Origin of the sequence: Pseudomonas sp. GM60, from assembly GCF_000282415.1 — a bacterium.
In the GTDB taxonomy this organism is placed as follows: domain Bacteria; phylum Pseudomonadota; class Gammaproteobacteria; order Pseudomonadales; family Pseudomonadaceae; genus Aquipseudomonas; species Aquipseudomonas migulae.
The window spans coordinates 15,805-38,424 of record NZ_AKJI01000162.1; the positions used below are offsets into that span (position 1 = coordinate 15,805).

Consider the following 22,620-nt stretch of genomic DNA (forward strand, 5'->3'; position numbering starts at 1 on the left):
CGCAATGACCGACGCTGTAGCCCATGACGCCGAACTGGACGCCAGCGGCCTGAATTGTCCGTTGCCGCTGCTCAAGGCCAAGATGGAACTCAACAAGATGGCCAGCGGCGCAGTACTCAAGGTGATCGCCACCGATGCGGGTTCGCAGCGCGACTTCCGCACCTTTGCCCGTTTGGCCGGTCATACGCTGCTTCGCGAAGAAGATGAAGCGGGTGTTTACCGCTATTGGCTGAAAAAAGCCTGAAAATTGCTGCGTTCGTTTCTAAGGATTATTGATGTTCAAAGTGTTACGCGACTGGATTCAGCGCTATTTCTCCGATGAAGAAGCGGTGGTGCTGGCGGTCCTGCTGTTTCTGGCGTTTACCGCCGTGCTCACCCTTGGCGGCATGCTTGCGCCGGTGCTCGCCGGGATGGTGCTGGCGTATCTGATGCAGGGATTGGTGGTGACACTTGAGCGCCTGCGGGTGCCGGGCGGGGTGGCCGTCGGAGCGGTCTTTGCCTTGTTCATGGGTGTTTTGCTGGTGTTCATTATTGTCGTGGTGCCGTTGCTCTGGCACCAGTTGATCACCTTGTTCAACGAGTTGCCCGGCATGCTCGCCAAGTGGCAATCACTGTTATTGCTGCTGCCCGAGCGCTATCCGCACCTGGTGTCCGACGAGCAGGTGTTGCAGGCCATTGAGGCGGCACGCGGCGAGATCGGCAAGTTCGGCCAATGGGCGCTGACGTTCTCGCTGTCGAGCCTGCCGCTGCTGGTCAACATCATGATTTACCTGGTGCTGGTGCCAATCCTGGTGTTCTTCTTTCTCAAGGACCGGGAAATGATCGGCCAGTGGGTTCGCGGTTATCTGCCTCGTGAGCGCGCGCTGATCACCCGTGTTGCCCACGAAATGAACCGGCAGATCGCCAACTACATTCGCGGCAAGGTCATTGAGATTTTCATCTGTGGTGGCGTGACCTACATCGCGTTTGTCGTGTTGGGGCTCAACTACGCGGCACTGTTGGCATTGCTGGTAGGCGTGTCGGTGGTGGTGCCCTATGTCGGGGCCGTGGTGGTGACTGTGCCGGTGCTGCTGATTGCGTTGTTCCAGTGGGGCTGGAGCGATCAGTTCATCTATTTGATGGCGGTCTACGGAATTATTCAGACGCTGGATGGCAATGTGCTGGTGCCGCTGCTGTTCTCGGAAGCGGTCAATCTGCATCCGGTGGCGATCATCTGCGCGGTGTTGTTGTTTGGCGGGTTGTGGGGATTCTGGGGGGTGTTTTTTGCGATTCCGCTGGCGACGCTGTTCAAGGCGGTGCTGGATGCCTGGCCTCGGAAGGAGCCGGTGGTGGCGCCTCTGCTTTAACGGTCGAACTCTGCGGTGAGGCGCAAGGCCTCATCGCTGGCAAGCCAGCTCCTACATTAGGCCGCGTCCGTCTGGACAGCTCGATCAACTGTAGGAGCTGGCTTGCCAGCGAAAGCGTCCGACAGGACGCCAAACAGTCAGGCTTTGTTCAATGCCTGTGCGGCAGCCAAAACAGCATCCACATGCCCCGGCACCTTCACGCCGCGCCATTCCTGACGCAGCACACCGTTCTTGTCGATCAAAAACGTGCTGCGATCAACGCCCATGTATTCCTTGCCATAAAGCTTCTTCAGCTTGATCACATCAAACAGCTGGCACAGCGCCTCTTCCTTGTCGCTGATCAGCTCGAAGGTGAACGCTTGCTTGGCCTTGAAGTTCTCGTGAGATTTCAGGCTGTCGCGGGATACGCCGAAGACTTCGGTGTTAGCCGCTTTAAAGGCATCGAGCTGATCGCGAAAGCCCTGGCCCTGGGTCGTGCAGCCTGGCGTGCTGTCCTTCGGATAGAAGTAGATCACCACTTGCTTGCCTTTAAGGCTCGCGAGGCTGACGGTCTGTCCGCTGGTGGCGGGTGCTTCGAAGTCGGCAACCGGTTGGTCGATGGCAACGGCCATGAGAGCTTCCTTACATTGGGTTTTGTGGGCGCCACGGTTCGATCAGGGCATCCAGGTTCAGCGCGTCGGCGAAATCCAGGAACTGGTCGCGCAACCAGCTGATCTGTACGCCAGCCGGCAAGGTCACGGTGAACGTGGCGTTGAGCATGGTCCCGCCGGTTTGCGGCGCCTGATAGGTGTCGCAGGTCAGGTTTTCCAGCTCGACGTTATGGTCCATGAAGAACTGGCACAGCTCGTTGATGATGTCCGAGCGGTAAGCCGAGCTGACATAGGCAACGTACGGCAGGGCCTGGGGACGGTTCTCCAGCGCCGCGCTGCGCACCACATTGACCGTGAAGGCGTGCTTCTTGGCTAGGCTCGGCAGGCTGCCTTCCAGGCGCGCCAGGGCGTCCCAGCTACCGGAGATCTCGAGGATCAACGCACTGCACTCGCCATGACGGGTCAGGCGAGAGGTGACCACGGCGCAGCGGTTTTCATGGCTGGCGCGGCACAGGACGTTAGTCAGCTCCATGGGGTTGGCGCCGAGGGCACTGATGACAAGGAATTGTTCGCGAACTGTGGGGGTGGACATGCAGCATTCCTAAAGCGATGAGCGGTCGATACTTCTACGGGCTTTTATTGCCGGGGGCGAGCCTGCGGATGCGAATTCAGAAAACCCGAGCCGGAAGGTTGCAACGTGCTCCATTAAGGCAAGAGCGAAGGGTGGCAACGCTGGATCGGGGCTTGTGATGCCGAAAATGGAGGCTGAAACCCGGCGTACGAGCTTGTCAGTACCGATCAAAGTCTGAAGGGTAGCGAAAAGCAGCGCCAAGGGGAATGGCAGCAGCGCAGTACTTCGCTTGTACAAGCATCTTGGCGCCAGTACCATTACGGCTCTCTTTTTCCGGCAGGAGCGGTTGCATGATTGCGGGCAGTATGGTGGCACTGGTCACACCCATGGATGCACAGGGTCGTCTCGACTGGGACAGCCTGAGCAAACTGGTGGACTTTCACCTGCAAAACGGCACCCACGCCATCGTGGCGGTCGGCACGACAGGTGAATCGGCCACGCTAGACGTGAACGAACACATCGAAGTGATTCGTTACGTGGTCAAGCAGGTTGCAGGGCGCATTCCGGTGATCGCCGGTACCGGCGCCAACTCGACCCGCGAAGCCATCGAGCTGACCACCAATGCTAAGACCGCCGGCGCCGATGCTTGCCTGCTGGTGACGCCGTACTACAACAAGCCGACCCAGGAAGGTTTGTACCAGCACTTCAAGGCCATCGCCGAAGCCGTCGACATTCCGCAAATCCTGTACAACGTACCGGGCCGTACGGCGTGTGACATGCTGACCGAAACCGTGATCCGCCTGTCGACCGTGAAAAACATCATCGGCATCAAGGAAGCCACCGGCGACCTGGCCCGTGCCAAAGCGATCATCGACGGCGTCAGCGAAGACTTCGTGGTGCTTTCCGGCGACGACGCGACAGCGGTCGAGCTGATCCTGCTCGGCGGTAAAGGCAACATTTCGGTGACCGCCAACGTTGCCCCGCGCGACATGGCCGACCTGTGCAACGCTGCTCTGAAAGGCGATGCCGTCACGGCCCGCGCGATTCACGAAAAGCTGATGCCGCTCAATAAAACCCTGTTTATCGAATCCAACCCTATCCCCGTGAAATGGGCGCTGCATGAAATGGGCTTGATGCCGGACGGTATCCGTCTGCCGCTCACCTGGCTCAGCGCTGCCTGTCACGAACCGCTGCGGCAGGCCATGCGCCAGTCCGGCGTACTGGTTTAATTGAGGAAGCACTACGCATGAAGCGATTGGCCGGACTTTCCGCACTTGCCTTGATTATCTCCAGCACCAGTGGCTGTGGATGGGTCTGGGGCCCGGAAGGTTATTTCCGTGACCGTGGTAGCGATTACCTGGAAGCGCAACAGACTGCACCTATGCAATTGCCAACGGACGTCAGCACTGCCAAGCGTCTGGATCCGCTGCTGCCGATCCCGCGCAACGTGGCCGATGACACCGTCAAGGGCGAATACATCGTGCCGCGTCCACAGCCGCTGTCCGCTGCTGCCGATGCCAGTGCCTACTCGCTGCAGAAGAGCGGTGATTCGAGATCGATCCTGGCCCAAAACCCGCCAGCCGAAGTCTGGCCAGTGGCTGTGCAGTTCTTCCAGGACAACGGTTTCCGTCTGGATGAACAGCGCCCGCAAACCGGCGAATTCACCACCACCTGGCAGCATTCCGACGAACTGTCCGCAGCGATGGCCAAGCGCCTGAGCGCAGCCGGTGTCGGCGCAGACAGCGAAACCCGCGTGCGGGTCCGTATCGAGCCAGGCGTGCAGCGCAACACCAGTGAAGTCTATGTGGTCAGCGCCGAGCGTCCTGCCGGCAGCACCGCCGATGTGGCCTTCACCAACCGTTCGGTCAACACTGGCCTGGACGCGGCGCTGGTCGACGACATGCTGGCAAGCATGAGCCGCACGTCGGAGAAGGGCGGTTCGGTCTCCATGCTGGCCTCGCGTGATTTTGATGCGCCAAGCCGTGTCAGCCTGAGCGAAGACGGCAGCGGCAACCCGGTTCTGAACGTCGGCACCGACCTGGATCGTGCCTGGTCGAGCGTCGGTCGTGCGCTGGAGCAGGGCGAATGGCGCGTTGAAGACATCAACCGCAGCCTGGGCCTGTACTACATCAACCTGGCCGAAAAAGCCGAGAAGAAAGACGAGAAGCCTGGTTTCCTCAGCGGTTTGTTCGGCAGCAAGCCGGACAAGGAAGAAGTTGAAGCCCGTGCCGAGCGTTATCAGGTTCGCCTGAGCAAGGTAGGCGATACCGTTCAGGTCACCGTCGAGAAAAACATCAACACCGTGGCGCCGGCTGACGTGGCGCGCAAAGTGTTGAGCGTGATTCAGGACAACCTGGGCTGATCACATGCGTTTTGCCGTTCTCGGCAGCGGTAGCCAAGGGAACGGCACGCTGATAGCCAGCGCTGATACGTATGTGCTGGTGGATTGTGGTTTCTCCTTGCGGGAAACCGAAAAACGCTTGCTGCGCCTGGGTGTGAACCCGGCGCAGTTGAGCGCGATACTCGTGACCCACGAACATGCCGACCACGTGCATGGCGTGGGTTTGCTGTCTCGGCGCTACAATCTGCCTGTCTACCTCAGTCGCGGCACCCTGCGCGGGATGCGCAAACCGATTGAACCGGCCGGCCTTCTGGCTGGCGGCGAGCAACTGCAGATCGGCGCACTGAGCATTGGCGTCATTGCCGTGGCCCACGATGCACAGGAGCCGACGCAATATGTGTTCAGTGACGGTGAGCGGCGCTTCGGCCTGTTGACCGACCTGGGCTCGTACTGCAACAAGGTGCTGGACGGCTATCGTGACCTCGATGCGTTGATGATCGAGGCCAACCATTGCCGTGACATGCTGGCTCGCGGTCACTACCCGTACTTTCTCAAGCAGCGGGTGGGTGGTGAACTGGGACATTTGAACAACCACCAGGCGGCATTCCTGGTGTCCGAGTTGGGCTGGCAAGGCCTGCAACACCTGGTCCTGGCCCATCTGAGCAGCAAGAACAACCTGCCGCAGCTGGCCCGGCAATGTTTTGTCGACACCCTCGGGTGCGACCCGGACTGGCTGCAACTGGCCGATCAAGATTCAGGGCTCGACTGGCGACACATCGCCTAGCCCACCTACTTAGCAAGCGGAGCCCATCATGGAAAAACGTGAAGAACTCTACCGCGGCAAAGCCAAATCGGTTTTCAAGACCGATGACGCTGACCGCTTGATCCTGCTGTTTCGCAACGACACCTCGGCGTTCGACGGCAAGCGCATCGAGCAGCTCGACCGCAAAGGCATGGTGAACAACAAGTTCAACGCCTTCATCATGCAGAAACTCGAAGCAGCCGGCGTGCCGACTCAATTCGACAAACTGCTGGGCGACAACGAATGCCTGGTGAAAAAACTCGACATGATCCCGGTCGAGTGCGTCGTGCGTAACTACGCCGCCGGCAGCCTGGTCAAGCGCCTGGGTGTCGAAGAGGGCATGAAGCTCAACCCTTACACCTTCGAACTGTTCCTGAAGGACGACGCCAAGGGTGACCCGTTCATCAACGAATCCCACGTCGTGGCGTTCGGTTGGGGCACCGCCGAGCAACTGGTTCGCATGAAAGAACTGTCGCTCAAGGTCAACGAAGTCCTGAGCAAACTGTTCGACGACGCCGGCCTGCTGCTGGTCGACTTCAAACTTGAATTCGGCGTGTTCTCCGACGGCTCCATCGTCCTGGGCGACGAGTTCAGCCCGGACGGCTGCCGTCTGTGGGACAAGGCCACCGGCAAGAAAATGGACAAGGACCGCTTCCGTCAGGGCCTCGGTGACGTCATCGAAGCCTACGAAGAAGTCGCCAATCGTCTGGGCGTACCGCTTTAATCGACGCAAGCATCTGATAGCACGGAAAAAATTTCGCTTTGGGGGTTCGCTTCCGGCAAAAGTGTTGTTATGATGCGCGCCGTTGGAGAGATGCCAGAGTGGCCGAATGGGACGGATTCGAAATCCGTTGTACCTTCACCGGTACCTAGGGTTCGAATCCCTATCTCTCCGCCATTACATAGAAAAAGCCCCGTAGCTGAATAAGCTACGGGGCTTTTTCGTTTCTGGTCGTTTTGTTTTGGCGATTTTGGTGCGAGGTAGCAGAGCCGCAAGTAGTCGCAATGGTTTGGACACCGCAAGGTGTTCAGTTTTTTTGCGTGGGAACCGTCAACGGGCTGAAGTAAGAAAAATACGCCCGTTCACAAGAAAAGTTACTCAACCACGTAGCTCGAATTACCACCCCTCGTATCTACTGGCTGCCGCCCCAATCAAGGGTTTTCCCTCGAAATATCCCCTGACATTGCAAAACCTCTCCGCCCAAAATCCTCATCTACTCTGGTTTCGCAGGTCACTGACCTGCCGTTATCAGCAATCGCAAGGAGCGATCAATGTACTTTGAGATTTACAGGCAAACCCGTGGCACCCCGCACACCGGCAAAGGTCAATGGCGGTGGCGTTTACGGGCGGGGAACAATGAAACGATTGCCAGCGGGGAGGCTTACGTCAACAAGGCGGATTGCGTGCATGCCATCAGCCTGATCAAGGGCACTCAGGATCAGACTCCAGTGAAGGAAATCTAGGCCTCGAGCGGTGAAGCTGCTCAATCAGGGCAGCTTCGTTTCAAGCAGCCTTGCAGCCCGATCAAATGCAAACTGCTTGAGTCGCATAGACGCCCGTTGCGACAGCTACCTAAACTGTCAGCAGATTTGGGGATTGGGGGCAGTGGATGAATCGCAACGAACTACGCAAGGCGGATATCAACCTGATGGTGGTGTTCGAAACCTTGATGCTCGAACGCAACGTTACCCGTGTGGCGGAGAAGTTGTTTCTCGGGCAGCCGACCATCAGTTCGGCGCTTAACCGCCTGCGTACGATGTTCAACGACCCGCTGTTCATTCGGGTTGGCCATCGAATGGAGCCGACCGCCCGGGCCGAGGAGCTGATTCAGTATTTGTCGCCAGCGCTGGACTCGTTGTCGGTGGCGCTAAGCCTGACCCATGATTTCGACCCGACCGTCAGCACCATGACGTTTCGTATCGGGCTGTCGGACGATGTCGAGTTCGGCCTGTTGCCGCCGTTGCTGCGTGCCTTGCGTCAGGAAGCACCGAAGGTGGTGTTTGTAGTGCAGCATGTCGATTACTGGCGAATTCCCGATTTGCTGGCATCCGGCGACATCACGGTGGGTATCAGCCAGACCCGGGGTCTGCCGGCCAATGCCAAGCGCAAATTGTTGCGGCACATCCAGCCCAGGATTCTGCGCGCCGATGCGTCCGACACGCCGCTGACCCTCGATGAATATTGCTCGCGTCCGCACGTGCTGGTGTCGCACACCGCCAACATCAGTGGTTACGCTGACGAGTGGCTGGCGGAGATCGGGCGTACACGCCACGTAGTGTTATCCGTGCCGCAATACAGTTCGTTGCCAGCCTTGCTCGCCGGAACCGATCTGATCGCCAGCCTGCCGGATTACACCGCCGAGGCGATGGCGGCATCCGGTCAGTTGTTCATGGAGCCTTTTCCGTTCAAGACACCGACGCTTGACCTGTCGATGGTCTGGCTCAGCCACGTCGATACCGACCCCGCCGAGCGCTGGTTGCGCTCGCGACTGGAGGCGTTCATGAGTGAGCGATTAGCGTCGCCGCCGTCCCGGTGAGCAGGACCACTCTGTGTTATATGTACGACCTTTCCGCCTACTTTCAGGAGCCACGTCATGCCCCACCTGCACATGGAATACACTGCCAACCTGCCTGAATTGAACGCCGACGTGGCGTTGATCCGGCTCAACAATACGCTGGTGGCTTCCGGTCAGTTTGCTGCCGAATACGACATCAAAAGCCGAGCCGTGAAGGTCGAAACCTTCAAGGTCGGTACTGCATTGGCTGAGCGGGCATTTGTGCACGTGAAACTGGCGTTGTTGAGTGGCCGCTCGCCGCAGATCAAAAAGCAGTTATCCGAAAGCCTGCTGGCGGTGGTGCAGGACTTGTGTGAATGGCCGGCGGGGGTTGAGGTGCAGTTGGCTGTAGAAATCCTCGACATTGATCGGGAGTCCTACAGCAAAGTCGCCATCAACAACTGAGTCTCAGGCAGTGGCCTGTTCAGTGCAGGCCCTGACCACTTGTTCACGCAGCCAGGTATTGGCGCTGTCCTGATCGGCGCCTTGACTCCATTGCATATCGAGGGTGAAACCCGGCAAGCCGTTGGGCGCTTCGCAGTGATTGAAAATCGCCTCGCTGGCCAGTAAATGCTGGATCCGTCGGGGCAGGGTAACGATGAAGTCGGTGCCTGTGATCATTTTCAGCGCTGCGCTGTAGCTGTTGGATCGTGCGACGATTTGCCGTTTTTGCGCTTGCTGCGCCAGCCAGCCGTCGACCATGTTGGTGGTCGACGTCCAGGGTGTAGGAAACACGTGCCGACGTTCGGTGAAGGCTTGCAGACTTAAACGCGGCTCCAGCGGCGTGGCGCGTTTATCGAAGACGCAGACCAGATCGTCCTCCAGCAGCATGCGGGATTTGAAGTCGGTGTGACTGCGATGAAAGTTCGGGCCGAAGCAAATCACCAGGTCGAGACTGCCGTCGCGCAGTTCTTCGGCCGGGATGTCGGTTTCGAACTTGTGCATGTTGACCATCACCGGTAAGTCGGCGAAATCAAAGCTTTTCAATAGACGCGGCAGGATTAACTGCTCGAAGTATTCCGGTGCGCAGATGTTGAAGGTGACCGGTTGCAGAGTAGGGTCGAACGCCTGTGCCCCGGCGTGACAGAGGTTGATGCTGTCGAGGATTTTCAGCACGTGGGTGTACATGGTGCTGGCTTTGTAAGTAGGGCGCATCCCCGCGCGGGTGTTGATGAACAATTCGTCTTCGAATCCGCTGCGTAGCTTTTTCAGGCAGTAACTGACGGTGGACTGACTGACGCAGAGTGTTTCGGACACTCCGGTGACGCTGCTTTGTTCATACACGGCGATAAACACCATGAGGTCCTGCATGTCGAGTTTTCTAAGCAAGTTACTGTTCAGCATCCATTCCATCTCGCTGTGATCCTTGCGCTGACTGAGCGCAAACTCGTGCGAATGATCCTAGCGGAACGATGGTCCCAGGAGAATGCTTTGTGGGAAGTTTCCCTTTTAGTTGTGAGGCAGTGCCAAATGCACAGTGCGACGACTGGACATCAATAACGTCAGTATGCCGATGCCTACGAGTACCGCACCGACGATTTCCAGCGGCATCGGCGATTGACGCCACCAGAACCAATGAAACAGCGTGATAAACAAAGTGCTCAGGTAAATGTACGAAATGACCGAGGAGGGGGCGATGACACCGATGGCCCGGTGCAGCAACCAGAAGGTCGCCAGGGTGGCGAACAACGCCAGGTAAATCAGCCAGTAAAAATCGTTCAGGGTCAGCAACGATGCCGATCGCCAGCCTCCACTGACCCCACAGAACACCAGCAGGAACAACGCACCGAACAGCATGTTCCAGAAGGTCATGCCTACCGGGCCACGACCCTTGAGGCTGCTGGTTTTCAGCCGCTGACTCAGGGGCGAATAGAGCGCCATCGCCAGGCAACCGAGCCCGTACACCGACACCGCATAAAACGACGGCAACTCGCCGGGCCCAGTGCCTTTCAGCACCAGCATCACGGCCCCGGCGGCCGCAATCAACATCGGCAATACCCGTTGTTTCAGGCTGCTGTCCGGCATCAATACGGCTTCGAAAAGCAGGGTCAGCAATGGCACCAGCGTGAACATCGTGCCGGTGTTGACCGCGCTGGTGTAGCGCAACGCTTCGAACAACGAGCCAAAATAAACCGCCAGCAGCAGGCCGAGGACGGCATGGCCAAATAGCCCGCGTCCGGTCATGGCGGTGTCGCCCTTGATCAGCAACAGCGGCAAAAACACCAGGGCGCAAAACAGCAGGCGCAAGCCGGTCAGCAGGACCGGATCGATGGCCTGACTGACCTGAGCCGCTGCGGAAAACGAAGCAGCGATCAACAGTGCCCAGAGCAGCATTCCGATGTGGGCGGCAGCGAAACCGGTGTGTTTCATGAGGGCGCTTCCGGGTCAGTGAATGTGGCGGGCGTAGTGCCGCGGGTTGAAGCGCAGGACCATCAACATCATCAGCGCCATGACGCCGGTGAGTGACCACCAGGCCCATTCGAAACTGCCGAGTTGATCGCGGATGATCCCGGCAATCAGCGGCGAGAGGCCGGCGATCAGGTAGCCGATGCCTTGGACGAAAGCCGTCAGCCCGCCCGCACGTTGCGGGTTGTCCAGATGATCCAGCGACACGATCAGGCTCATCGGGAACAGTCCGCCGATGCCCAGCCCCAGCAGGCACGGCCACAATAGACTCAGGTGTTGCGGGCACACTATCAGCCCACAGAAACCGGCCATGATCAGCGCCAGCAACACCACCAGCACCAGGCGACGGTCACGGCTGCGGTTGGCGATCGCAGGCGTCACCAGGCCGGACAGTACTTCCATGGCCGTGAGGAAACCTAACAACAAACCGGCGTTTTGTTCGCTCCAGCCTTTTTCCATGTAGTACGGCGCCAGCCAGGCCAGCACGCAGGTGTAGGACGCTGTGCCCAGACCAAAGAAGATGGCGAGTAACCAGGCGCGGGAATTGGCGAAGAACGACCTGTTTCGTTGCGCTTGAGCGGGCATTGCCGGCATCACCGCACGTTGGCCGAGCCAGAAGAGTAGCGCCGCCAATGCCAGGATCGACCAGATCGCCAGGCCTCCCCGCCAACTGTCGGTGCGCATCATCACCAGCGGCGCGAAGGACGCGGCGAGGGCGGCGCCACCCATGATCGACGTGACGTAGAGGCCCATGCACACGGAAACGTTGTCGCTGAAACGCGACTTGATCAGCGTCGGCATCAACGCCTGAATCAGCGCGATACCGACACCTGCCAGAACGGCGCTGAGGATCAGTTCGGCCGCGGAGTCGAGGAACAGGCGCGACACCGTCGCCAGGCCGATGACCAGCAACGACACCACCACCGTGCGCTGTTCGCCAAGCCATTGGCTGACGCTGAGGCCGAAGAACATCGCCAATCCCATGGCCATCACCGGCAGCATGGTCAGCAGCGACGCCAGGCTGAAACTCAGCGGGATGTCGCCGCGAATCACCGAGAGCAAAGGGCCGACCGCGGCCATGGACGGGCGCAGGTTCAGGGCGACGAGCATGATGCTGATCATCAACCAGAAGGCAGGGCGAGAAGTGGCACGGACGTTTTCCATCGATTGGACCTTGAATGACAGGGCCCGATTAGGCGCGAGAGGCCTGGAAGCCGCAAATCAGAAAGTCCGTCGCAGTATTTAAAAATCAAATACCACTGCCTTGCACAGATCCCCTGTGGGAGCGGCGGTGCGGCGATCCGACTTGCTCGCGAAGACGCTGTGTCAGTCACCATACATATCGACTGTCACGCCGCCTTCGCGAGCAGGCTCGCTCCTACAGGGATCTGTGTGGCGGCAGCCACATTGGGTATAGGGTGGCTGGTTGATTGTTTAGCCAACCCACAACCAAAGTTCTTCAAATCCCGATTTAACGACTTAACCAGCCATGTGACGCTGCTGCTCATCTGTCTACTGCGGTCTTCTTTATGGACGATTGTCCAGTCGCACTTCCTTCCGAACTCGCCTTCTGGGCGTTGTGGCATTGCCGTCACGCGCGCCCACCGGATTCCTGCCTTTCCCGTTGATTGTTCCTACAGGTCCTGCGCTGTGCGCCTGGATCAAACCGGCAGCGCCTGCGCGTTTGCCTGACGCGGAAACAAGAGAATTCCTATGAGTTGTGCCACGACCTCCTTCGCCACGAAACAAGAAGCCCTGACTTTTCTGGAGCAGAATCCGGATATCGAGATGTTTGAGTTGTTCATCCTCGATAACAACGGTGTGCCACGGGGCAAGTTGTTGCATCGCGATGAACTGCTGGCGGTCTACGAAAGCGGTCGCCCCCTGCCGAGCACCATTCTGGGCCTGACCATCAACGGCGATGACGTGGAAAACTCCGGTCTGGTCTGGGACGTGGGGGATATCGATTGCCGGGCCTACCCGATCAGCGGCAGCCTGACGCGTATGCCGTGGCGATTGATTCCGACGGCGGCGGTGCAGGTCAGCATGCACCCGAAGGAGGGCATGCCGGCAACCATCGCCGACCCGCGGCACCTGTTGGCGAAGGTGATCGAAGGCTTGCAGGCGGATGGCTATTACCCGGTGATGGCCGCGGAGCTGGAGTTCTATCTGCTGGATCAGCAGCGCGACAGCAACGGTCGGCCGCAACCGGCGCGGGATGTCGATGGCGGGCGCCCGCGCGCAACTCAAGTCTACGGTTTGCGTGAGCTGGAGCAGATCGAGCCGTTTCTGGCGGATCTCTACAACGCCTGCAAACTGCAGGGCATTCCGGCGCGCACGGCGATTTCCGAATACGCGCCGGGGCAAGTGGAAATCACCCTTGAGCATCGCACCGACGCCTTGCAGGCGATGGACGAAGCCGTGCGCTACAAGCGCCTGGTCAAGGGCGTGGCGCACAAGCACGGGATGACCGCGTGCTTCATGGCCAAACCGTTCGATGACCTGGCCGGCACGGGCATGCATATGCACGTCAGCCTCGCGGACAAGGACGGCAACAACCTGTTCGCCAGCGAAGCCGCAGACGGTACACCGCTGCTTAAACAGGCGGTTGGCGGGATGCTCAGTACCTTGCTCGATTCGTTGTTGCTGTTCTGTCCGAACGCCAACTCCTACCGTCGCTTCCAGACCAACAGTTACGCGCCGCTGGCGGCCACCTGGGGCGTGGACAATCGCACCGTGAGTCTACGCGTGCCAGGCGGGCCGGCGTTCTCGCGGCACATCGAACATCGCATTTGCGGCGCCGACGCCAACCCGTACCTGGCGGCTGCGGCGATTCTGGCGGGTATCCATCGCGGCATTCGCGAACAACTGGACCCGGGAGCGCCCGTGGAGGGCAATGGTTACGCCCAGGCCACGGAACTGCTGCCCACCGACTGGCTGACCACCTTGCGCGCACTGGAAGGTTCGGGCTGGGCGCGAGAGGCCTTTGGCAGAGAATTTCTGGGTGTTTACCTCGCGGTGAAGCGTGCCGAGTATCGTCAATTCATGGGCGAGGTCGGTGAGCAGGATTGGCGTTGGTACCTGAACCAGGCCTGAACCATTCTCAAATACAACTGAAGATTTAGTTAAACGCCTTAAGCCAACTAATCGTTGGCTTCTTTTTCACAAAAAATTGATGGTTGGCTACTTAAAATTAGTGCTGTCGCGGTCAATGAAATTTTCACATTGACCGACGGCACTTCTTTTCAGGAACAGCCGATTATCATGTGGAAACTCAAAGCCGTTCGCCCCGAGTGGGTGACGTTGATTGCCAGTGCCTTTTTATTGACAGGCTTTAATTTGGTGCTCTGGCAACATTTGTTTGAAATCACCGCGTTCGACGGTCAAGGCATCGTCATGCGTGTGGCTTTTGGCTTGATGATTCTGGCTGCTTTCAACATCGTATTGACCCTGTTGGCGTTCCGCCCGCTGTTGAAGCCGGTCTTGACCCTACTCTTCATGATCAGCGCCGGGGTGGCGTATTTCATGGGGCAATACGGTGCACTTATCGACACCGGCATGTTGCGTAACTTTGCGCAAACCAATGCCACGGAAGTGCGTGACTTACTCTCGATAAAGTTACTTGTTTATATTGTTCTGCTCGGGGTTTTACCTTCGTGGTTGTTGTGGAAGACGCCAATTAATTACCGTCGCTGGCACCGTGAGTTGCTCAGTAAAGTACTGGTAAGTGTTGCGTCGATGGCGGTGATCGGTGGCGTCGCACTGGTCAACTATCAGGGCTTGTCCTCACTGTTTCGCAATCACCATGAATTGCGTTTGATGGTGGTCCCGAGTAACTACATCGGCGCCTCGTTCAGCTACCTGCGTGAGCAAGTCGCTTCGGCCCATCAGCCTTTCGTTAAAATCGGTGAGGACGCCGAGAGAAATCCGGCCTGGCAAGCGCACAGCCGCAAATCCCTGACCGTGCTGGTGGTCGGTGAAAGTGCCCGGGCCGAGAACTTCGGTGTGCTGGGTTATAACCGTGACACCACGCCAAAACTGGATAAAGAAGCCGGCCTGATTGCGTTCACCGATGTGCATTCCTGCGGTACTGAAACGGCCGTGTCGGTGCCCTGCATGTTTTCCAACATGGGCCGCAAGGACTACAACGCGAGCAAGGCCAAGAATGAAGAAGGCCTTCTGGATGTGCTCAAGCGTGCAGGCCTGGAGGTGATATGGCGCGATAACCAGTCAGGCTGCAAAGGCACGTGCGACCGCGTCACCCTCGACGATGTCAGTAACCTGAAAGACCCGGTGCTCTGCGCCAATAGTGAATGCCGCGATGAAATTCTCCTGCAAGGTTTGCAGCACTTCATCGACACCCTGGATAAAGACACGGTGTTGGTGTTGCACCAGATGGGCAGTCATGGCCCGGAGTATTTCAAGCGCTACCCGAAAGAGTACGAACGCTTTACGCCGGTGTGTGAAAGTAATGCCCTGAATAATTGCAGTCGCGAAAGTATCGTCAATGGTTACGACAACACCCTCGTTTACACCGACCACGTGCTGTCGACCCTGATCGATCTGTTGCGCAGCAACCAGGACAAAGTTGATACCGCGATGCTCTACCTGTCGGACCACGGCGAATCCCTGGGCGAATACAATCTGTTCCTCCATGGCACGCCTTACATGCTGGCGCCGGAGCAACAGAAGCATGTTGCGATGCTGGCCTGGTTCTCTGACAGCTATCAAAAGTCGTTCTCGGTGGACACACACTGCCTGCAATTGAGCCGTGAGAAGCCGCTGAGCCAGGACAATCTGTTCCATTCGATGCTCGGTCTGCTGGAGGTCAACAGTAAGGTCTACAACCAGGATCTGGACCTGTTTGCAGGCTGCCGTGGTGCGGTGATCGACGGCGTTTTGGCCAAAGAGTGAGGGTGACAACCTTTTTTTCACGTATCGGCCGCTAACCTGCGGCCGGTAGATTTTCCTACAAGAGCAATCACACATGTCCCCTCAACCCCCATCCGCCTTCGAGCTTGAGTTCGCCCGGCGCTATGACCAGGAACACGCCCGCGTCTGCATGCAGCCGCGTCCACGTGGTTTGGCCGGGCGCCTGGCGTTCTGGCGGGACGAGCAGTTGGTGCGCAACGCGCTCAAAGTGGCCGGTGAGCCGGGGTTGATTCTTGACGTCGCTTGCGGGGCCGGACGTTTCTGGCCGGTGCTGGCCGAACACGCGAACCGGGTGATCCTGGCGTCCGATCCGTCGCAGGACATGCTCGATCACGCCCCGATCCATCATCCGCGAGAGCTGTTGAAACGGGTCAAGACCTTTCAGAGTTCGGCTTTCGCCATCGGCTTGTCGGCGAATGCGGTGGACTGCATTTTTTGCATGCAACTGTTTCAGCACATCGCCTGCGCCGAGCATCGGTCAGCCATGCTCGGTGAGTTCCACCGGGTCAGCCGCGACACCGTGATTGTCGCGGTACGGGTCGAAGCTCATTTCAAACGCCGGCAACCCGATGCACAAGGCACTCATGCCCGGCATCTGGCCAGTAAGGCCGAGGTGGAAGCCGAGTTCAGACAGGCCGGGTTCCGTTTACTCAGCCATCAGGATTTCCTGCCCGGTTGCACGCAGATGCGCGTCTACGTGCTGCGTAAGGCCAGATAACCTCCCTCCGTCAGACAATTCTTGCTAACAAGCAGGTGTTTTCGCTAAAGCTCTTATTCAGTGGAGGCGCGGAAATCGCCGGGGGCGATATATACTGCGCGCCATTCTTCAAGGGAGAGCCGTGTGGCCATCGATATTCACTGGATTCGCGACAACGATAGCCTCGGCCGGTTTTGCGCCGAGTGGCAGCAGCTGCCCTACGTTGCCCTCGACACCGAATTCATGCGGGTCGACACCTTTTATCCGATCGCGGGTTTGCTGCAGATCGGCGATGGCGTACGCGCTTACCTGATTGACCCGTTGACCATCGACAACTGGCAACCCCTGGCCGCGTTGCTGGAAAACCCGGCCGTGGTCAAAGTCGTCCATGCGTGCAGCGAAGACCTCGAAGTGTTGCTGCGCCTGACCGGCAGCCTGCCGGCGCCGCTGTTCGACACGCAATTGGCCGCCGCCTACCTGAACCTCGGTTTCTCCATGGGGTATTCGCGGTTGGTGCAGGAAGTGCTCGGCATCGACCTGCCCAAGGGCGAGACCCGTTCCGATTGGCTGCAACGCCCGTTGTCCGACACCCAGATCAGCTACGCCGCCGAAGACGCCTTGCACCTGGCGGAAGTTTTCGTACAGCTTCGTCCGAAGCTGTCTGACGACAAATACGCCTGGGTCCTGGAAGACGGCGCCGAGCTGGTGGCCAACCTGCGTCGTGAAGTCGACCCGTACGAGGTTTACCGCGAAGCGAAACTGGCCTGGAAGTTGTCTCGCGCTCAGCTCGCCGTTTTGCGTGAACTCTGCGCCTGGCGTGAGCGCGAGGCTCGCGCCCGTGATCTGCCGCGCAATCGCATCATCCGTGAACATTCCCTGTGGCCGCTGGCGCGCACGCAACCGGACAACCTCGGGGCGTTGGCGAAAATCGAAGACATGCACCCGCGTACCGTGCGTCAGGACGGCGAATTTCTGCTTGATCTGATCAAGCGCTCTGGCAGTGTGTCGCCAGATCAATGGCCGCCTGCCGTGCCGGAACCGTTGCCGGTGGATGCTGCCGCACTGATCAAACAGTTGCGTGCACTCGGCCAGGCCGAAGCCGAGCGACTGAACGTCGCGCCGGAACTGATGCTGCGCAAGAAAACCCTGGAAGCGCTGCTCAAGAGCGGCTTCCCCAATGGTCCTTACCAATTGCCTGATTCGCTGCGTGGCTGGCGCCGCGAATTGATGGGCCAGGCGCTGCTCGACAGCCTGGCCACCGCCGGAGAACAGCCTTGAAACGTATTTGCTCCATCTACCGCAGCTCGAAAAGAAACGAAATGTACCTCTATGTGCTTAAGAGCGATGCACTGGAGCGCGTGCCCGAAACACTGATGGCGGCCTTCGGCAAAGCCATCCACGCCTTCGATCTGGTGTTGACCCCCGAGCGCAAGCTGTCGCGCGAGGACATCGTCGTGGTCCTGGAAAACCTCGACAAGCAGGGTTATCACCTGCAAATGCCACCGGCCGAAGACGAATACATCGAACACTTGCCGGAAGAGTTGTTGCGACGCAACGACCCGATGTAGTCGGCAGACAGGCTCTGTTCAGAGCCTTTGTGAAAAACTGGAATGATTTTGGCGATGGCCGCAACGAGGGAGCGATACTCCCTCGGCGGCCGTCTGCACTGCTTTTGAAAGGTTTGAACCATGCGCGTTCTGATTGCTGAACACGACCACCCTGTGTATGCCCAACTGTTGCGTCAGGCAGCACCTGATCTGGAAGTGCTGACCAGCGGTGACTCCGCCGAATTGGCCAGTCAGGCTGCCGATTGCCCGATCTGGCTGGGTCAGCCGGACCTCCTGGCCACCCTGTTGCGTCAGGGTCACCAGCCACAATGGTTGCAGTCGACGTGGGCCGGGATCACGCCGCTGCTGGCCGACGGTTTGCCGCGCCACTATCGCCTGACTCGCGCTGTCGGGATTTTCGGTCAGGTCATGGCTGAATACGTGCTGACCTACATGCTCGGCCACGAACGCGAAGTGCTGCCGCGGCTGGTCAGTCAGGTCGAGCGCAAATGGGACAGTCGTCAGGGCCAAAGCCTGGCGGGGCGCAAGGTCTTGATCGTCGGCACCGGCGATATCGGCCAGACCGTCGCGCAGTTCCTGCTGCCGTTTGGCGTCGAGTTGTATGGCATCGCCAGCGAAGCCCGCGAGCAGGCGCCGTTTGTCGAAGTGGGAGCGCTGGCGGACTTGCCGCGCCTGGTCGGTGAAGTGGATTACGTGATCAATCTGCTGCCGAACACCCCGAGCACCCACGATCTGTACAACGCGGCGCTGTTCAAGCAATTCAAGCCGACCGGGTTGTTCATCAACGTCGGGCGCGGCGTGGCGGTGGTCGATGCGGATCTGGTGGAAGCCTTGAAGGAAGGGCATCTGGCGGGCGCGGTGATCGACGTCTGCCGTCAGGAGCCGCTGCCGCAACGTCATCCGTTCTGGACGGCCTGGGGCCTGCTGCTGACCGGCCACAGCTCCGCACCAACGTCGCCGACGATGATGGTGAAGTTGTTTGTCGAGAATTTGCGGGCGTATCAGGCGGGCGAAGCGTTGCGCGGCGAAGTGGATTTCAATCGCGGGTATTGAACCCACTGCATCATTGAATACTGTGCAAACCTTCTGTAGGAGCGAGCCTGCTCGCGATGGAGTGTCAGACACGTTGATGTCGACTGACACTCCATCGCCGGCAAGCCGGTCTCGCTCCTACAGTTTTGGTTTTGCAGTGTGGCTTAGAGGGTGAAGTCGCCTTCAGCCGCCAACTCGCTCAACGGACGACGCGGGCTCGGCTCTTCACGGGCTTGCAGATAATCCGCCAACGTCGCCTTGTCCCCCAGCTTGCCCACCGCCACTGCCGCGTGCAGTGCGTAACCTTCAGGAATGTTCAGCTCCTTGCGGGTCAGCTCCTGATCGAAACCGGCCATGCCGTGAGTGTGCCAGCCGCTGATGCTCGCTTGCAGCGCCAGATGGCCCCAGGCAGAACCGGTGTCGAAGGTGTGCCACAGCGCCGGGGTTTCTTCAGTGGCGCCGGGCGCCGTGAAGGTGGTTTTCGAGATCACGATCACCAGCGCCGAGGCGTGTTGCGCCCAGCTGCGGTTGAACTCGTTCAGCAGGCCCAGGTAACGCTCCCAGTTCGGCGTATCGCGGCGCGCGTAGAGAAACCGCCAAGGCTGCGAGTTGTAGGCCGATGGCGCCCAGCGTGCGGCTTCGAAGAAGCTCAGCAGGGTTTCCTCGGAGATAGCCTCGCCGGTAAAGGCGCGGGGCGACCAGCGATCGGTGAATTGAGGGTGGATGGCATAATCGGCAACGCGTGGATTGGCACTCATCAATAGATTCCTTGCTACGTTTGAAAGTGAGGGGCGACGCGAAACCCTACTGGGCAGCGCAAAAACTGACAAGCGCGTTCTACCGGCAGTCGCCAATGCTTGGCCCGCAACGGCCTTGGCACTAGACTGGCGGCCTTTTCACCACCTGATGTTGATGCTTGAGCCATGGCCGCCAAAGTCGAACCGTTCTGGATACGCAAAACCCTCGATCAACTCGATCAAGAGGAATGGGAATCGCTGTGCGACGGTTGTGGCCTGTGCTGCCTGCAAAAGCTTGAGGATGAAGACGACAACAGCGTTTATTACACGCGCATCGCCTGCAAACTGCTGGACCTGAAAACCTGCCAGTGCAGCGATTACCCCAACCGTCGTGAATTCGTGCCGGACTGCATTCAGCTCACACCGGGCAAGGCCGATGAGTTCAAATGGCTACCGCCGACCTGCGGTTATCGCCTGGTCAGCGAGGGCAAAGATTTGCCCCTCTGGCACCATCTGGTGTGCGGTGATCGCGATGCCGTGCATCACGAACGTATTTCCCAGTCCGGGCGCATGCTCGCCGAAGGCAGCGTGCCCGAGGACGATTGGGAAGACCATCTGATTTTCCGCGCAGGTTAGTTTTACAAGGGAGTGTGTATGGCTGTGGGATTGCGGCTGGCGTTGGCCGTTGGGCTGCTGGCCCTGAGTTCGTCGGTGTGGGCGGCGAAGAAAGTCGATCTGGATTACCACGTGCGCCTGTTGCCGCAAAGCGATCAGGCTGAAGTGCGCCTGACGCTGGCCCAGGGTTCGGCGGTGCGCAGTCTGGATTTCGACCTCGGCGACGGCAGCCATTACAGCGACTTCAAGGCCGACGGCCAATGGCAACTCACGCCGGGCAAGCAGGCCCGGGGTGTCTGGCGCCCGGCGGCCGACAAGGCCAGCCTGACCTACCGCGTGCGCATCAGCCACGGCCGCAAGAGCGGCAGCTTCGACACGCGCATGACCCCGACCTGGGCGCTGATGCGTGGCGACGACCTGGTACCGGCCGCCAGACTCGATCAGCAGGACGGCATCGAATTGGTGTCACGCCTTGAATTCGAATTGCCCACCGGATGGAAAAGCGTCGAAACCGCCTGGCCGCGGATCGGCAAGAACAAATTCCGCATCGACAACGTCTCGCGCCTGTTCGACCGGCCAACCGGCTGGATGCTCGCCGGTCACCTCGGCAGCCGTCGTACCCGGCTTGGGGAAACCGAAGTCACCGTCGCCTCGCCTCAGGGCCAGGGCATGCGCCGCATGGACGTGCTGACGCTGCTGACGTTCGTCTGGCCGCAAGTGCAGGCTGTGTTTCCGCGTCATCCCGCCAAGTTGCTGATCGTCGGTGCCAACGACCCGATGTGGCGCGGCAGTCTGGCGGCGCGAGAATCGATCTATCTGAATTCGCGTCTGCCACTGGTCAGCGAAAGTGGCAGCAGCGCGCTGGTGCGTGAGCTGGCCCAAGTGTTCGGGCGCATCAACGACAAGCAGCGCAGCGACTGGATCAGCGAAGGCTTTGCCGAGTATTACGCCATCGAACTGGTGCGCCGCGCCGGTGGCATGAGTGATGAGCGGTATGAAAGTTTGCACAAGAAGTTGGCCAAGGACAGCCAGAAGGTCACGACGTTGCGGGGCGAGCAGATCAGCCCGGCGCAGATTGGCAAAGCGGTTCTATTGCTGAGTGAACTGGATCAGGAAATTCGCATTAAAACCCGCAACAAGCGCTCGCTCGATGATGTGTTGCGCGGGGCGATGCACCTGGAGAGTGTGGATACCAAGGAATTCGTTCAACTGGCCGAGAGCGTGATTGGCGAGTCTTCCAAGGTGCTTGATACCGGGTTGCTTCAGTAAAACCGCCATCGTCGGCAAGCCGGCTCCTACATTTGGAACGCGTCCCCCTGTAGGAGCCGGCTTGCCGGCGATGAGGCCCTGAACCGCGACACAAAATCCCGAATCAAACCCCGGCTTTCGGCGACTTCAACGAATCATTCCCGGTCACGCTGGCGGTTTTGGTCGCTGCCTCGGCATTCGCCTTCAGCCGAGTCAGGTCTTCCCCGGCACGCTCGATTTTCGCCCGCACGTTGTTCATGTCCTGACGGCTCTTCTCCAGCAGGCTCTTGGCCGAGCTGTGGCCAGTAATGCCACGGGCCAGCGCCACGCCACCGATCGCCACCTGGATCAATCCGAAAATACCGCCGCGACGCAGGCCTTTGCCCACCATCACCAGGCCGCCGGCGACGGAGCCGGCGCGTTCCCAACCGTGGACGTTATGGTCGGAAGGACTCTGGAACGGGGTGGATTCGATGCGCTCCACGCGTTTGAGTTCGCTCATGATCTGTCTCCTGCTGGAAGGACTGCTTCAAGAATAGATAATTAAGCTGACTGCCGAGGCGGGCGGCTTGTTCCATCGGATGTGCGTCGGTTCAGCGGAATTTCGGCCCGGAGCGGGTGTTGAGGCCCTTGGCCATGCGGTCGTACAGCACGACGTTGACGGTGGCCGCAAGATTCATGCAACCGGTGGTCGGGATGTAGACCACGTCTTCGCACCAGTCGCGAATCTCTTTATCCAGCGAGCCGTCTTCCGGGCCAAAGATGTACAGCGCGCGATCCGGGTGGGTGTATTCCGGCAGCGAACGGGCGCCGTCGACCAGTTCCACGGCCACCGGCACGCAGCCCAGCGGCAGGATTTTTTTCAGGTCGTCGATGCCGATCAGCGGAATGTCGTAGTGAACGCGTTTGGTGTCGGTGACGAAGTCGGCGGCGCGGTCATAGCGCTTGCCGGTGTAGAACACGGACGCCACGTTGTAGCAGCCAGCGGCGCGCATGACCGAGCCGACGTTTTCCGGTGATTTTGGGTTGAACAAACCAATGCAGCTGTACCGTTTGTCTGCCACGAGCGGGGTGCCTTCGGGGAAAAAACGGCGATTATACGGGGATTGGGGGAGGGGGTGTCTGGTTTGAGATTGGTGGTGTCCGGGCGATTGCTATCGCCGGCAAGCCAGCTCCTACA

At 59.2% G+C, this 22,620-nt stretch carries 25 protein-coding genes and 1 tRNA gene; 18 read left to right on the forward strand and 8 right to left on the reverse strand.

Annotation, left to right across the window (positions count from 1 at the left end):
- The first annotated feature begins 4 nt into the window (after positions 1-4).
- Positions 5-244: a sulfurtransferase TusA family protein gene (locus PMI32_RS02040; protein WP_008034921.1), complete on the forward strand. Its 240-nt coding sequence runs from the start codon at positions 5-7 to the stop codon at positions 242-244.
- Positions 245-275: 31 nt separating this feature from the next.
- Positions 276-1,346, forward strand: coding sequence for an AI-2E family transporter (locus tag PMI32_RS02035; RefSeq protein ID WP_008034923.1), 1,071 nt, complete (start codon positions 276-278; stop codon positions 1,344-1,346).
- A gap of 137 nt (positions 1,347-1,483) precedes the next feature.
- Here PMI32_RS02035 and PMI32_RS02030 read toward each other — a convergent pair whose 3' ends face one another.
- Positions 1,484-1,957, reverse strand: a complete 474-nt coding sequence (locus tag PMI32_RS02030; protein ID WP_008034924.1) for a peroxiredoxin — start codon at positions 1,955-1,957, stop codon at positions 1,484-1,486.
- 10 nt (positions 1,958-1,967) lie between these two features.
- Positions 1,968-2,528 (reverse strand): glycine cleavage system transcriptional repressor, encoded by a 561-nt coding sequence (locus tag PMI32_RS02025; RefSeq protein WP_008034925.1) that lies wholly within the window; start codon positions 2,526-2,528, stop codon positions 1,968-1,970.
- Between the two features lie 329 nt (positions 2,529-2,857).
- On the opposite strand from PMI32_RS02025, the gene dapA reads away from it, so the two are divergent.
- The 8 genes from dapA (at position 2,858) to PMI32_RS01985 (ending at position 8,610) form a co-directional block, all read left to right on the forward strand.
- Positions 2,858-3,736 carry a 4-hydroxy-tetrahydrodipicolinate synthase gene (gene dapA / locus PMI32_RS02020; RefSeq protein ID WP_008034926.1) on the forward strand — a complete coding sequence of 293 codons (879 nt, stop codon included), beginning with the start codon at positions 2,858-2,860 and terminating at the stop codon, positions 3,734-3,736.
- Positions 3,737-3,753: 17 nt separating this feature from the next.
- Positions 3,754-4,869 carry an NlpB/DapX family lipoprotein gene (gene bamC / locus PMI32_RS02015; RefSeq protein ID WP_008034927.1) on the forward strand — a complete coding sequence of 372 codons (1,116 nt, stop codon included), beginning with the start codon at positions 3,754-3,756 and terminating at the stop codon, positions 4,867-4,869.
- Positions 4,870-4,873: 4 nt separating this feature from the next.
- Positions 4,874-5,632, forward strand: coding sequence for an MBL fold metallo-hydrolase (locus PMI32_RS02010; RefSeq protein ID WP_008034928.1), 759 nt, complete (start codon positions 4,874-4,876; stop codon positions 5,630-5,632).
- Positions 5,633-5,660: 28 nt separating this feature from the next.
- Entirely contained in the window at positions 5,661-6,374 is a 714-nt protein-coding gene (gene purC / locus PMI32_RS02005; protein ID WP_008034929.1) for a phosphoribosylaminoimidazolesuccinocarboxamide synthase, read from the forward strand.
- 84 nt (positions 6,375-6,458) lie between these two features.
- A tRNA-Ser gene (locus PMI32_RS02000) sits at positions 6,459-6,548 on the forward strand.
- 374 nt (positions 6,549-6,922) lie between these two features.
- Positions 6,923-7,114 (forward strand): YegP family protein, encoded by a 192-nt coding sequence (locus PMI32_RS01995; protein WP_008034931.1) that lies wholly within the window; start codon positions 6,923-6,925, stop codon positions 7,112-7,114.
- A gap of 146 nt (positions 7,115-7,260) precedes the next feature.
- Positions 7,261-8,187 (forward strand): LysR family transcriptional regulator, encoded by a 927-nt coding sequence (locus PMI32_RS01990; RefSeq protein WP_008034933.1) that lies wholly within the window; start codon positions 7,261-7,263, stop codon positions 8,185-8,187.
- 57 nt (positions 8,188-8,244) lie between these two features.
- Positions 8,245-8,610: a 5-carboxymethyl-2-hydroxymuconate Delta-isomerase gene (locus tag PMI32_RS01985; RefSeq protein ID WP_008034935.1), complete on the forward strand. Its 366-nt coding sequence runs from the start codon at positions 8,245-8,247 to the stop codon at positions 8,608-8,610.
- A 3-nt stretch (positions 8,611-8,613) separates the two neighbouring features.
- Here PMI32_RS01985 and PMI32_RS01980 read toward each other — a convergent pair whose 3' ends face one another.
- From PMI32_RS01980 to PMI32_RS01970, 3 genes are all read right to left on the reverse strand, one after another.
- Positions 8,614-9,549, reverse strand: coding sequence for a LysR family transcriptional regulator (locus PMI32_RS01980; RefSeq protein WP_032829211.1), 936 nt, complete (start codon positions 9,547-9,549; stop codon positions 8,614-8,616).
- Between the two features lie 105 nt (positions 9,550-9,654).
- Complete coding sequence (locus PMI32_RS01975; protein WP_008034956.1) at positions 9,655-10,575, reverse strand: DMT family transporter; 921 nt, start codon at positions 10,573-10,575, stop codon at positions 9,655-9,657.
- A 15-nt stretch (positions 10,576-10,590) separates the two neighbouring features.
- Positions 10,591-11,775, reverse strand: a complete 1,185-nt coding sequence (locus PMI32_RS01970) for a cyanate transporter (RefSeq protein ID WP_008034958.1) — start codon at positions 11,773-11,775, stop codon at positions 10,591-10,593.
- A gap of 549 nt (positions 11,776-12,324) precedes the next feature.
- Here PMI32_RS01970 and PMI32_RS01965 point away from each other — a divergent pair.
- The 6 genes from PMI32_RS01965 to PMI32_RS01940 all read left to right on the forward strand — a co-directional run bounded on the left by PMI32_RS01965 (position 12,325) and on the right by PMI32_RS01940 (position 18,861).
- Positions 12,325-13,707: a glutamine synthetase family protein gene (locus PMI32_RS01965; protein ID WP_008034959.1), complete on the forward strand. Its 1,383-nt coding sequence runs from the start codon at positions 12,325-12,327 to the stop codon at positions 13,705-13,707.
- 168 nt (positions 13,708-13,875) lie between these two features.
- Positions 13,876-15,525, forward strand: coding sequence for a phosphoethanolamine transferase (locus tag PMI32_RS01960; RefSeq protein WP_008034960.1), 1,650 nt, complete (start codon positions 13,876-13,878; stop codon positions 15,523-15,525).
- Between the two features lie 73 nt (positions 15,526-15,598).
- Positions 15,599-16,261 carry a class I SAM-dependent methyltransferase gene (locus PMI32_RS01955; RefSeq protein WP_008034961.1) on the forward strand — a complete coding sequence of 221 codons (663 nt, stop codon included), beginning with the start codon at positions 15,599-15,601 and terminating at the stop codon, positions 16,259-16,261.
- A gap of 123 nt (positions 16,262-16,384) precedes the next feature.
- Positions 16,385-17,518 carry a ribonuclease D gene (rnd, locus tag PMI32_RS01950; protein WP_008034962.1) on the forward strand — a complete coding sequence of 378 codons (1,134 nt, stop codon included), beginning with the start codon at positions 16,385-16,387 and terminating at the stop codon, positions 17,516-17,518.
- A complete protein-coding gene (locus tag PMI32_RS01945; protein WP_008034967.1) occupies positions 17,515-17,808 on the forward strand; it encodes a YcgL domain-containing protein in 294 nt (97 codons plus the stop codon). Before rnd ends, PMI32_RS01945 begins: the two co-directional genes overlap by 4 nt.
- A gap of 120 nt (positions 17,809-17,928) precedes the next feature.
- Positions 17,929-18,861 (forward strand): D-2-hydroxyacid dehydrogenase, encoded by a 933-nt coding sequence (locus PMI32_RS01940; protein WP_008034968.1) that lies wholly within the window; start codon positions 17,929-17,931, stop codon positions 18,859-18,861.
- 143 nt (positions 18,862-19,004) lie between these two features.
- Here the strand turns inward: PMI32_RS01940 and PMI32_RS01935 are convergent, their stop codons facing one another.
- Entirely contained in the window at positions 19,005-19,598 is a 594-nt protein-coding gene (locus PMI32_RS01935) for a nitroreductase family protein (RefSeq protein WP_008034969.1), read from the reverse strand.
- A 165-nt stretch (positions 19,599-19,763) separates the two neighbouring features.
- On the opposite strand from PMI32_RS01935, the gene PMI32_RS01930 reads away from it, so the two are divergent.
- Both PMI32_RS01930 and PMI32_RS01925 read left to right on the forward strand, forming a co-directional pair.
- Positions 19,764-20,213 (forward strand): YcgN family cysteine cluster protein, encoded by a 450-nt coding sequence (locus PMI32_RS01930; RefSeq protein WP_008034970.1) that lies wholly within the window; start codon positions 19,764-19,766, stop codon positions 20,211-20,213.
- An 18-nt stretch (positions 20,214-20,231) separates the two neighbouring features.
- The gene (locus tag PMI32_RS01925) at positions 20,232-21,461 is read left to right on the forward strand and encodes a hypothetical protein (RefSeq protein WP_008034971.1); all 1,230 of its coding nucleotides are present in this window, start codon (positions 20,232-20,234) and stop codon (positions 21,459-21,461) included.
- Between the two features lie 103 nt (positions 21,462-21,564).
- Here PMI32_RS01925 and PMI32_RS01920 read toward each other — a convergent pair whose 3' ends face one another.
- Both PMI32_RS01920 and PMI32_RS01915 read right to left on the reverse strand, forming a co-directional pair.
- Positions 21,565-21,942 (reverse strand): YgaP family membrane protein, encoded by a 378-nt coding sequence (locus PMI32_RS01920; protein ID WP_008034972.1) that lies wholly within the window; start codon positions 21,940-21,942, stop codon positions 21,565-21,567.
- Between the two features lie 91 nt (positions 21,943-22,033).
- Positions 22,034-22,504, reverse strand: a complete 471-nt coding sequence (locus PMI32_RS01915; protein WP_008034973.1) for an RNA methyltransferase — start codon at positions 22,502-22,504, stop codon at positions 22,034-22,036.
- Positions 22,505-22,620 lie beyond the last annotated feature (116 nt).

Coding starts and splice junctions, on each gene's coding strand:
- PMI32_RS01935 (WP_008034969.1), bottom strand. CDS start 19,598: ATGAGTGCCAATCCACGCGTTGCCGATTATGCCATCCACCCTCAATTC.
- PMI32_RS01990 (WP_008034933.1), top strand. CDS start 7,261: ATGAATCGCAACGAACTACGCAAGGCGGATATCAACCTGATGGTGGTG.
- PMI32_RS01960 (WP_008034960.1), top strand. CDS start 13,876: ATGTGGAAACTCAAAGCCGTTCGCCCCGAGTGGGTGACGTTGATTGCC.
- PMI32_RS02030 (WP_008034924.1), bottom strand. CDS start 1,957: ATGGCCGTTGCCATCGACCAACCGGTTGCCGACTTCGAAGCACCCGCC.
- dapA (WP_008034926.1), top strand. CDS start 2,858: ATGATTGCGGGCAGTATGGTGGCACTGGTCACACCCATGGATGCACAG.
- PMI32_RS01920 (WP_008034972.1), bottom strand. CDS start 21,942: ATGAGCGAACTCAAACGCGTGGAGCGCATCGAATCCACCCCGTTCCAG.
- bamC (WP_008034927.1), top strand. CDS start 3,754: ATGAAGCGATTGGCCGGACTTTCCGCACTTGCCTTGATTATCTCCAGC.
- PMI32_RS01975 (WP_008034956.1), bottom strand. CDS start 10,575: ATGAAACACACCGGTTTCGCTGCCGCCCACATCGGAATGCTGCTCTGG.
- PMI32_RS01925 (WP_008034971.1), top strand. CDS start 20,232: ATGGCTGTGGGATTGCGGCTGGCGTTGGCCGTTGGGCTGCTGGCCCTG.
- PMI32_RS01970 (WP_008034958.1), bottom strand. CDS start 11,775: ATGGAAAACGTCCGTGCCACTTCTCGCCCTGCCTTCTGGTTGATGATC.
- PMI32_RS01985 (WP_008034935.1), top strand. CDS start 8,245: ATGCCCCACCTGCACATGGAATACACTGCCAACCTGCCTGAATTGAAC.
- PMI32_RS02035 (WP_008034923.1), top strand. CDS start 276: ATGTTCAAAGTGTTACGCGACTGGATTCAGCGCTATTTCTCCGATGAA.
- PMI32_RS01940 (WP_008034968.1), top strand. CDS start 17,929: ATGCGCGTTCTGATTGCTGAACACGACCACCCTGTGTATGCCCAACTG.
- PMI32_RS01965 (WP_008034959.1), top strand. CDS start 12,325: ATGAGTTGTGCCACGACCTCCTTCGCCACGAAACAAGAAGCCCTGACT.
- PMI32_RS01980 (WP_032829211.1), bottom strand. CDS start 9,549: ATGCTGAACAGTAACTTGCTTAGAAAACTCGACATGCAGGACCTCATG.
- PMI32_RS01930 (WP_008034970.1), top strand. CDS start 19,764: ATGGCCGCCAAAGTCGAACCGTTCTGGATACGCAAAACCCTCGATCAA.
- PMI32_RS02025 (WP_008034925.1), bottom strand. CDS start 2,528: ATGTCCACCCCCACAGTTCGCGAACAATTCCTTGTCATCAGTGCCCTC.
- PMI32_RS01995 (WP_008034931.1), top strand. CDS start 6,923: ATGTACTTTGAGATTTACAGGCAAACCCGTGGCACCCCGCACACCGGC.
- purC (WP_008034929.1), top strand. CDS start 5,661: ATGGAAAAACGTGAAGAACTCTACCGCGGCAAAGCCAAATCGGTTTTC.
- PMI32_RS01955 (WP_008034961.1), top strand. CDS start 15,599: ATGTCCCCTCAACCCCCATCCGCCTTCGAGCTTGAGTTCGCCCGGCGC.
- PMI32_RS02010 (WP_008034928.1), top strand. CDS start 4,874: ATGCGTTTTGCCGTTCTCGGCAGCGGTAGCCAAGGGAACGGCACGCTG.
- PMI32_RS02040 (WP_008034921.1), top strand. CDS start 5: ATGACCGACGCTGTAGCCCATGACGCCGAACTGGACGCCAGCGGCCTG.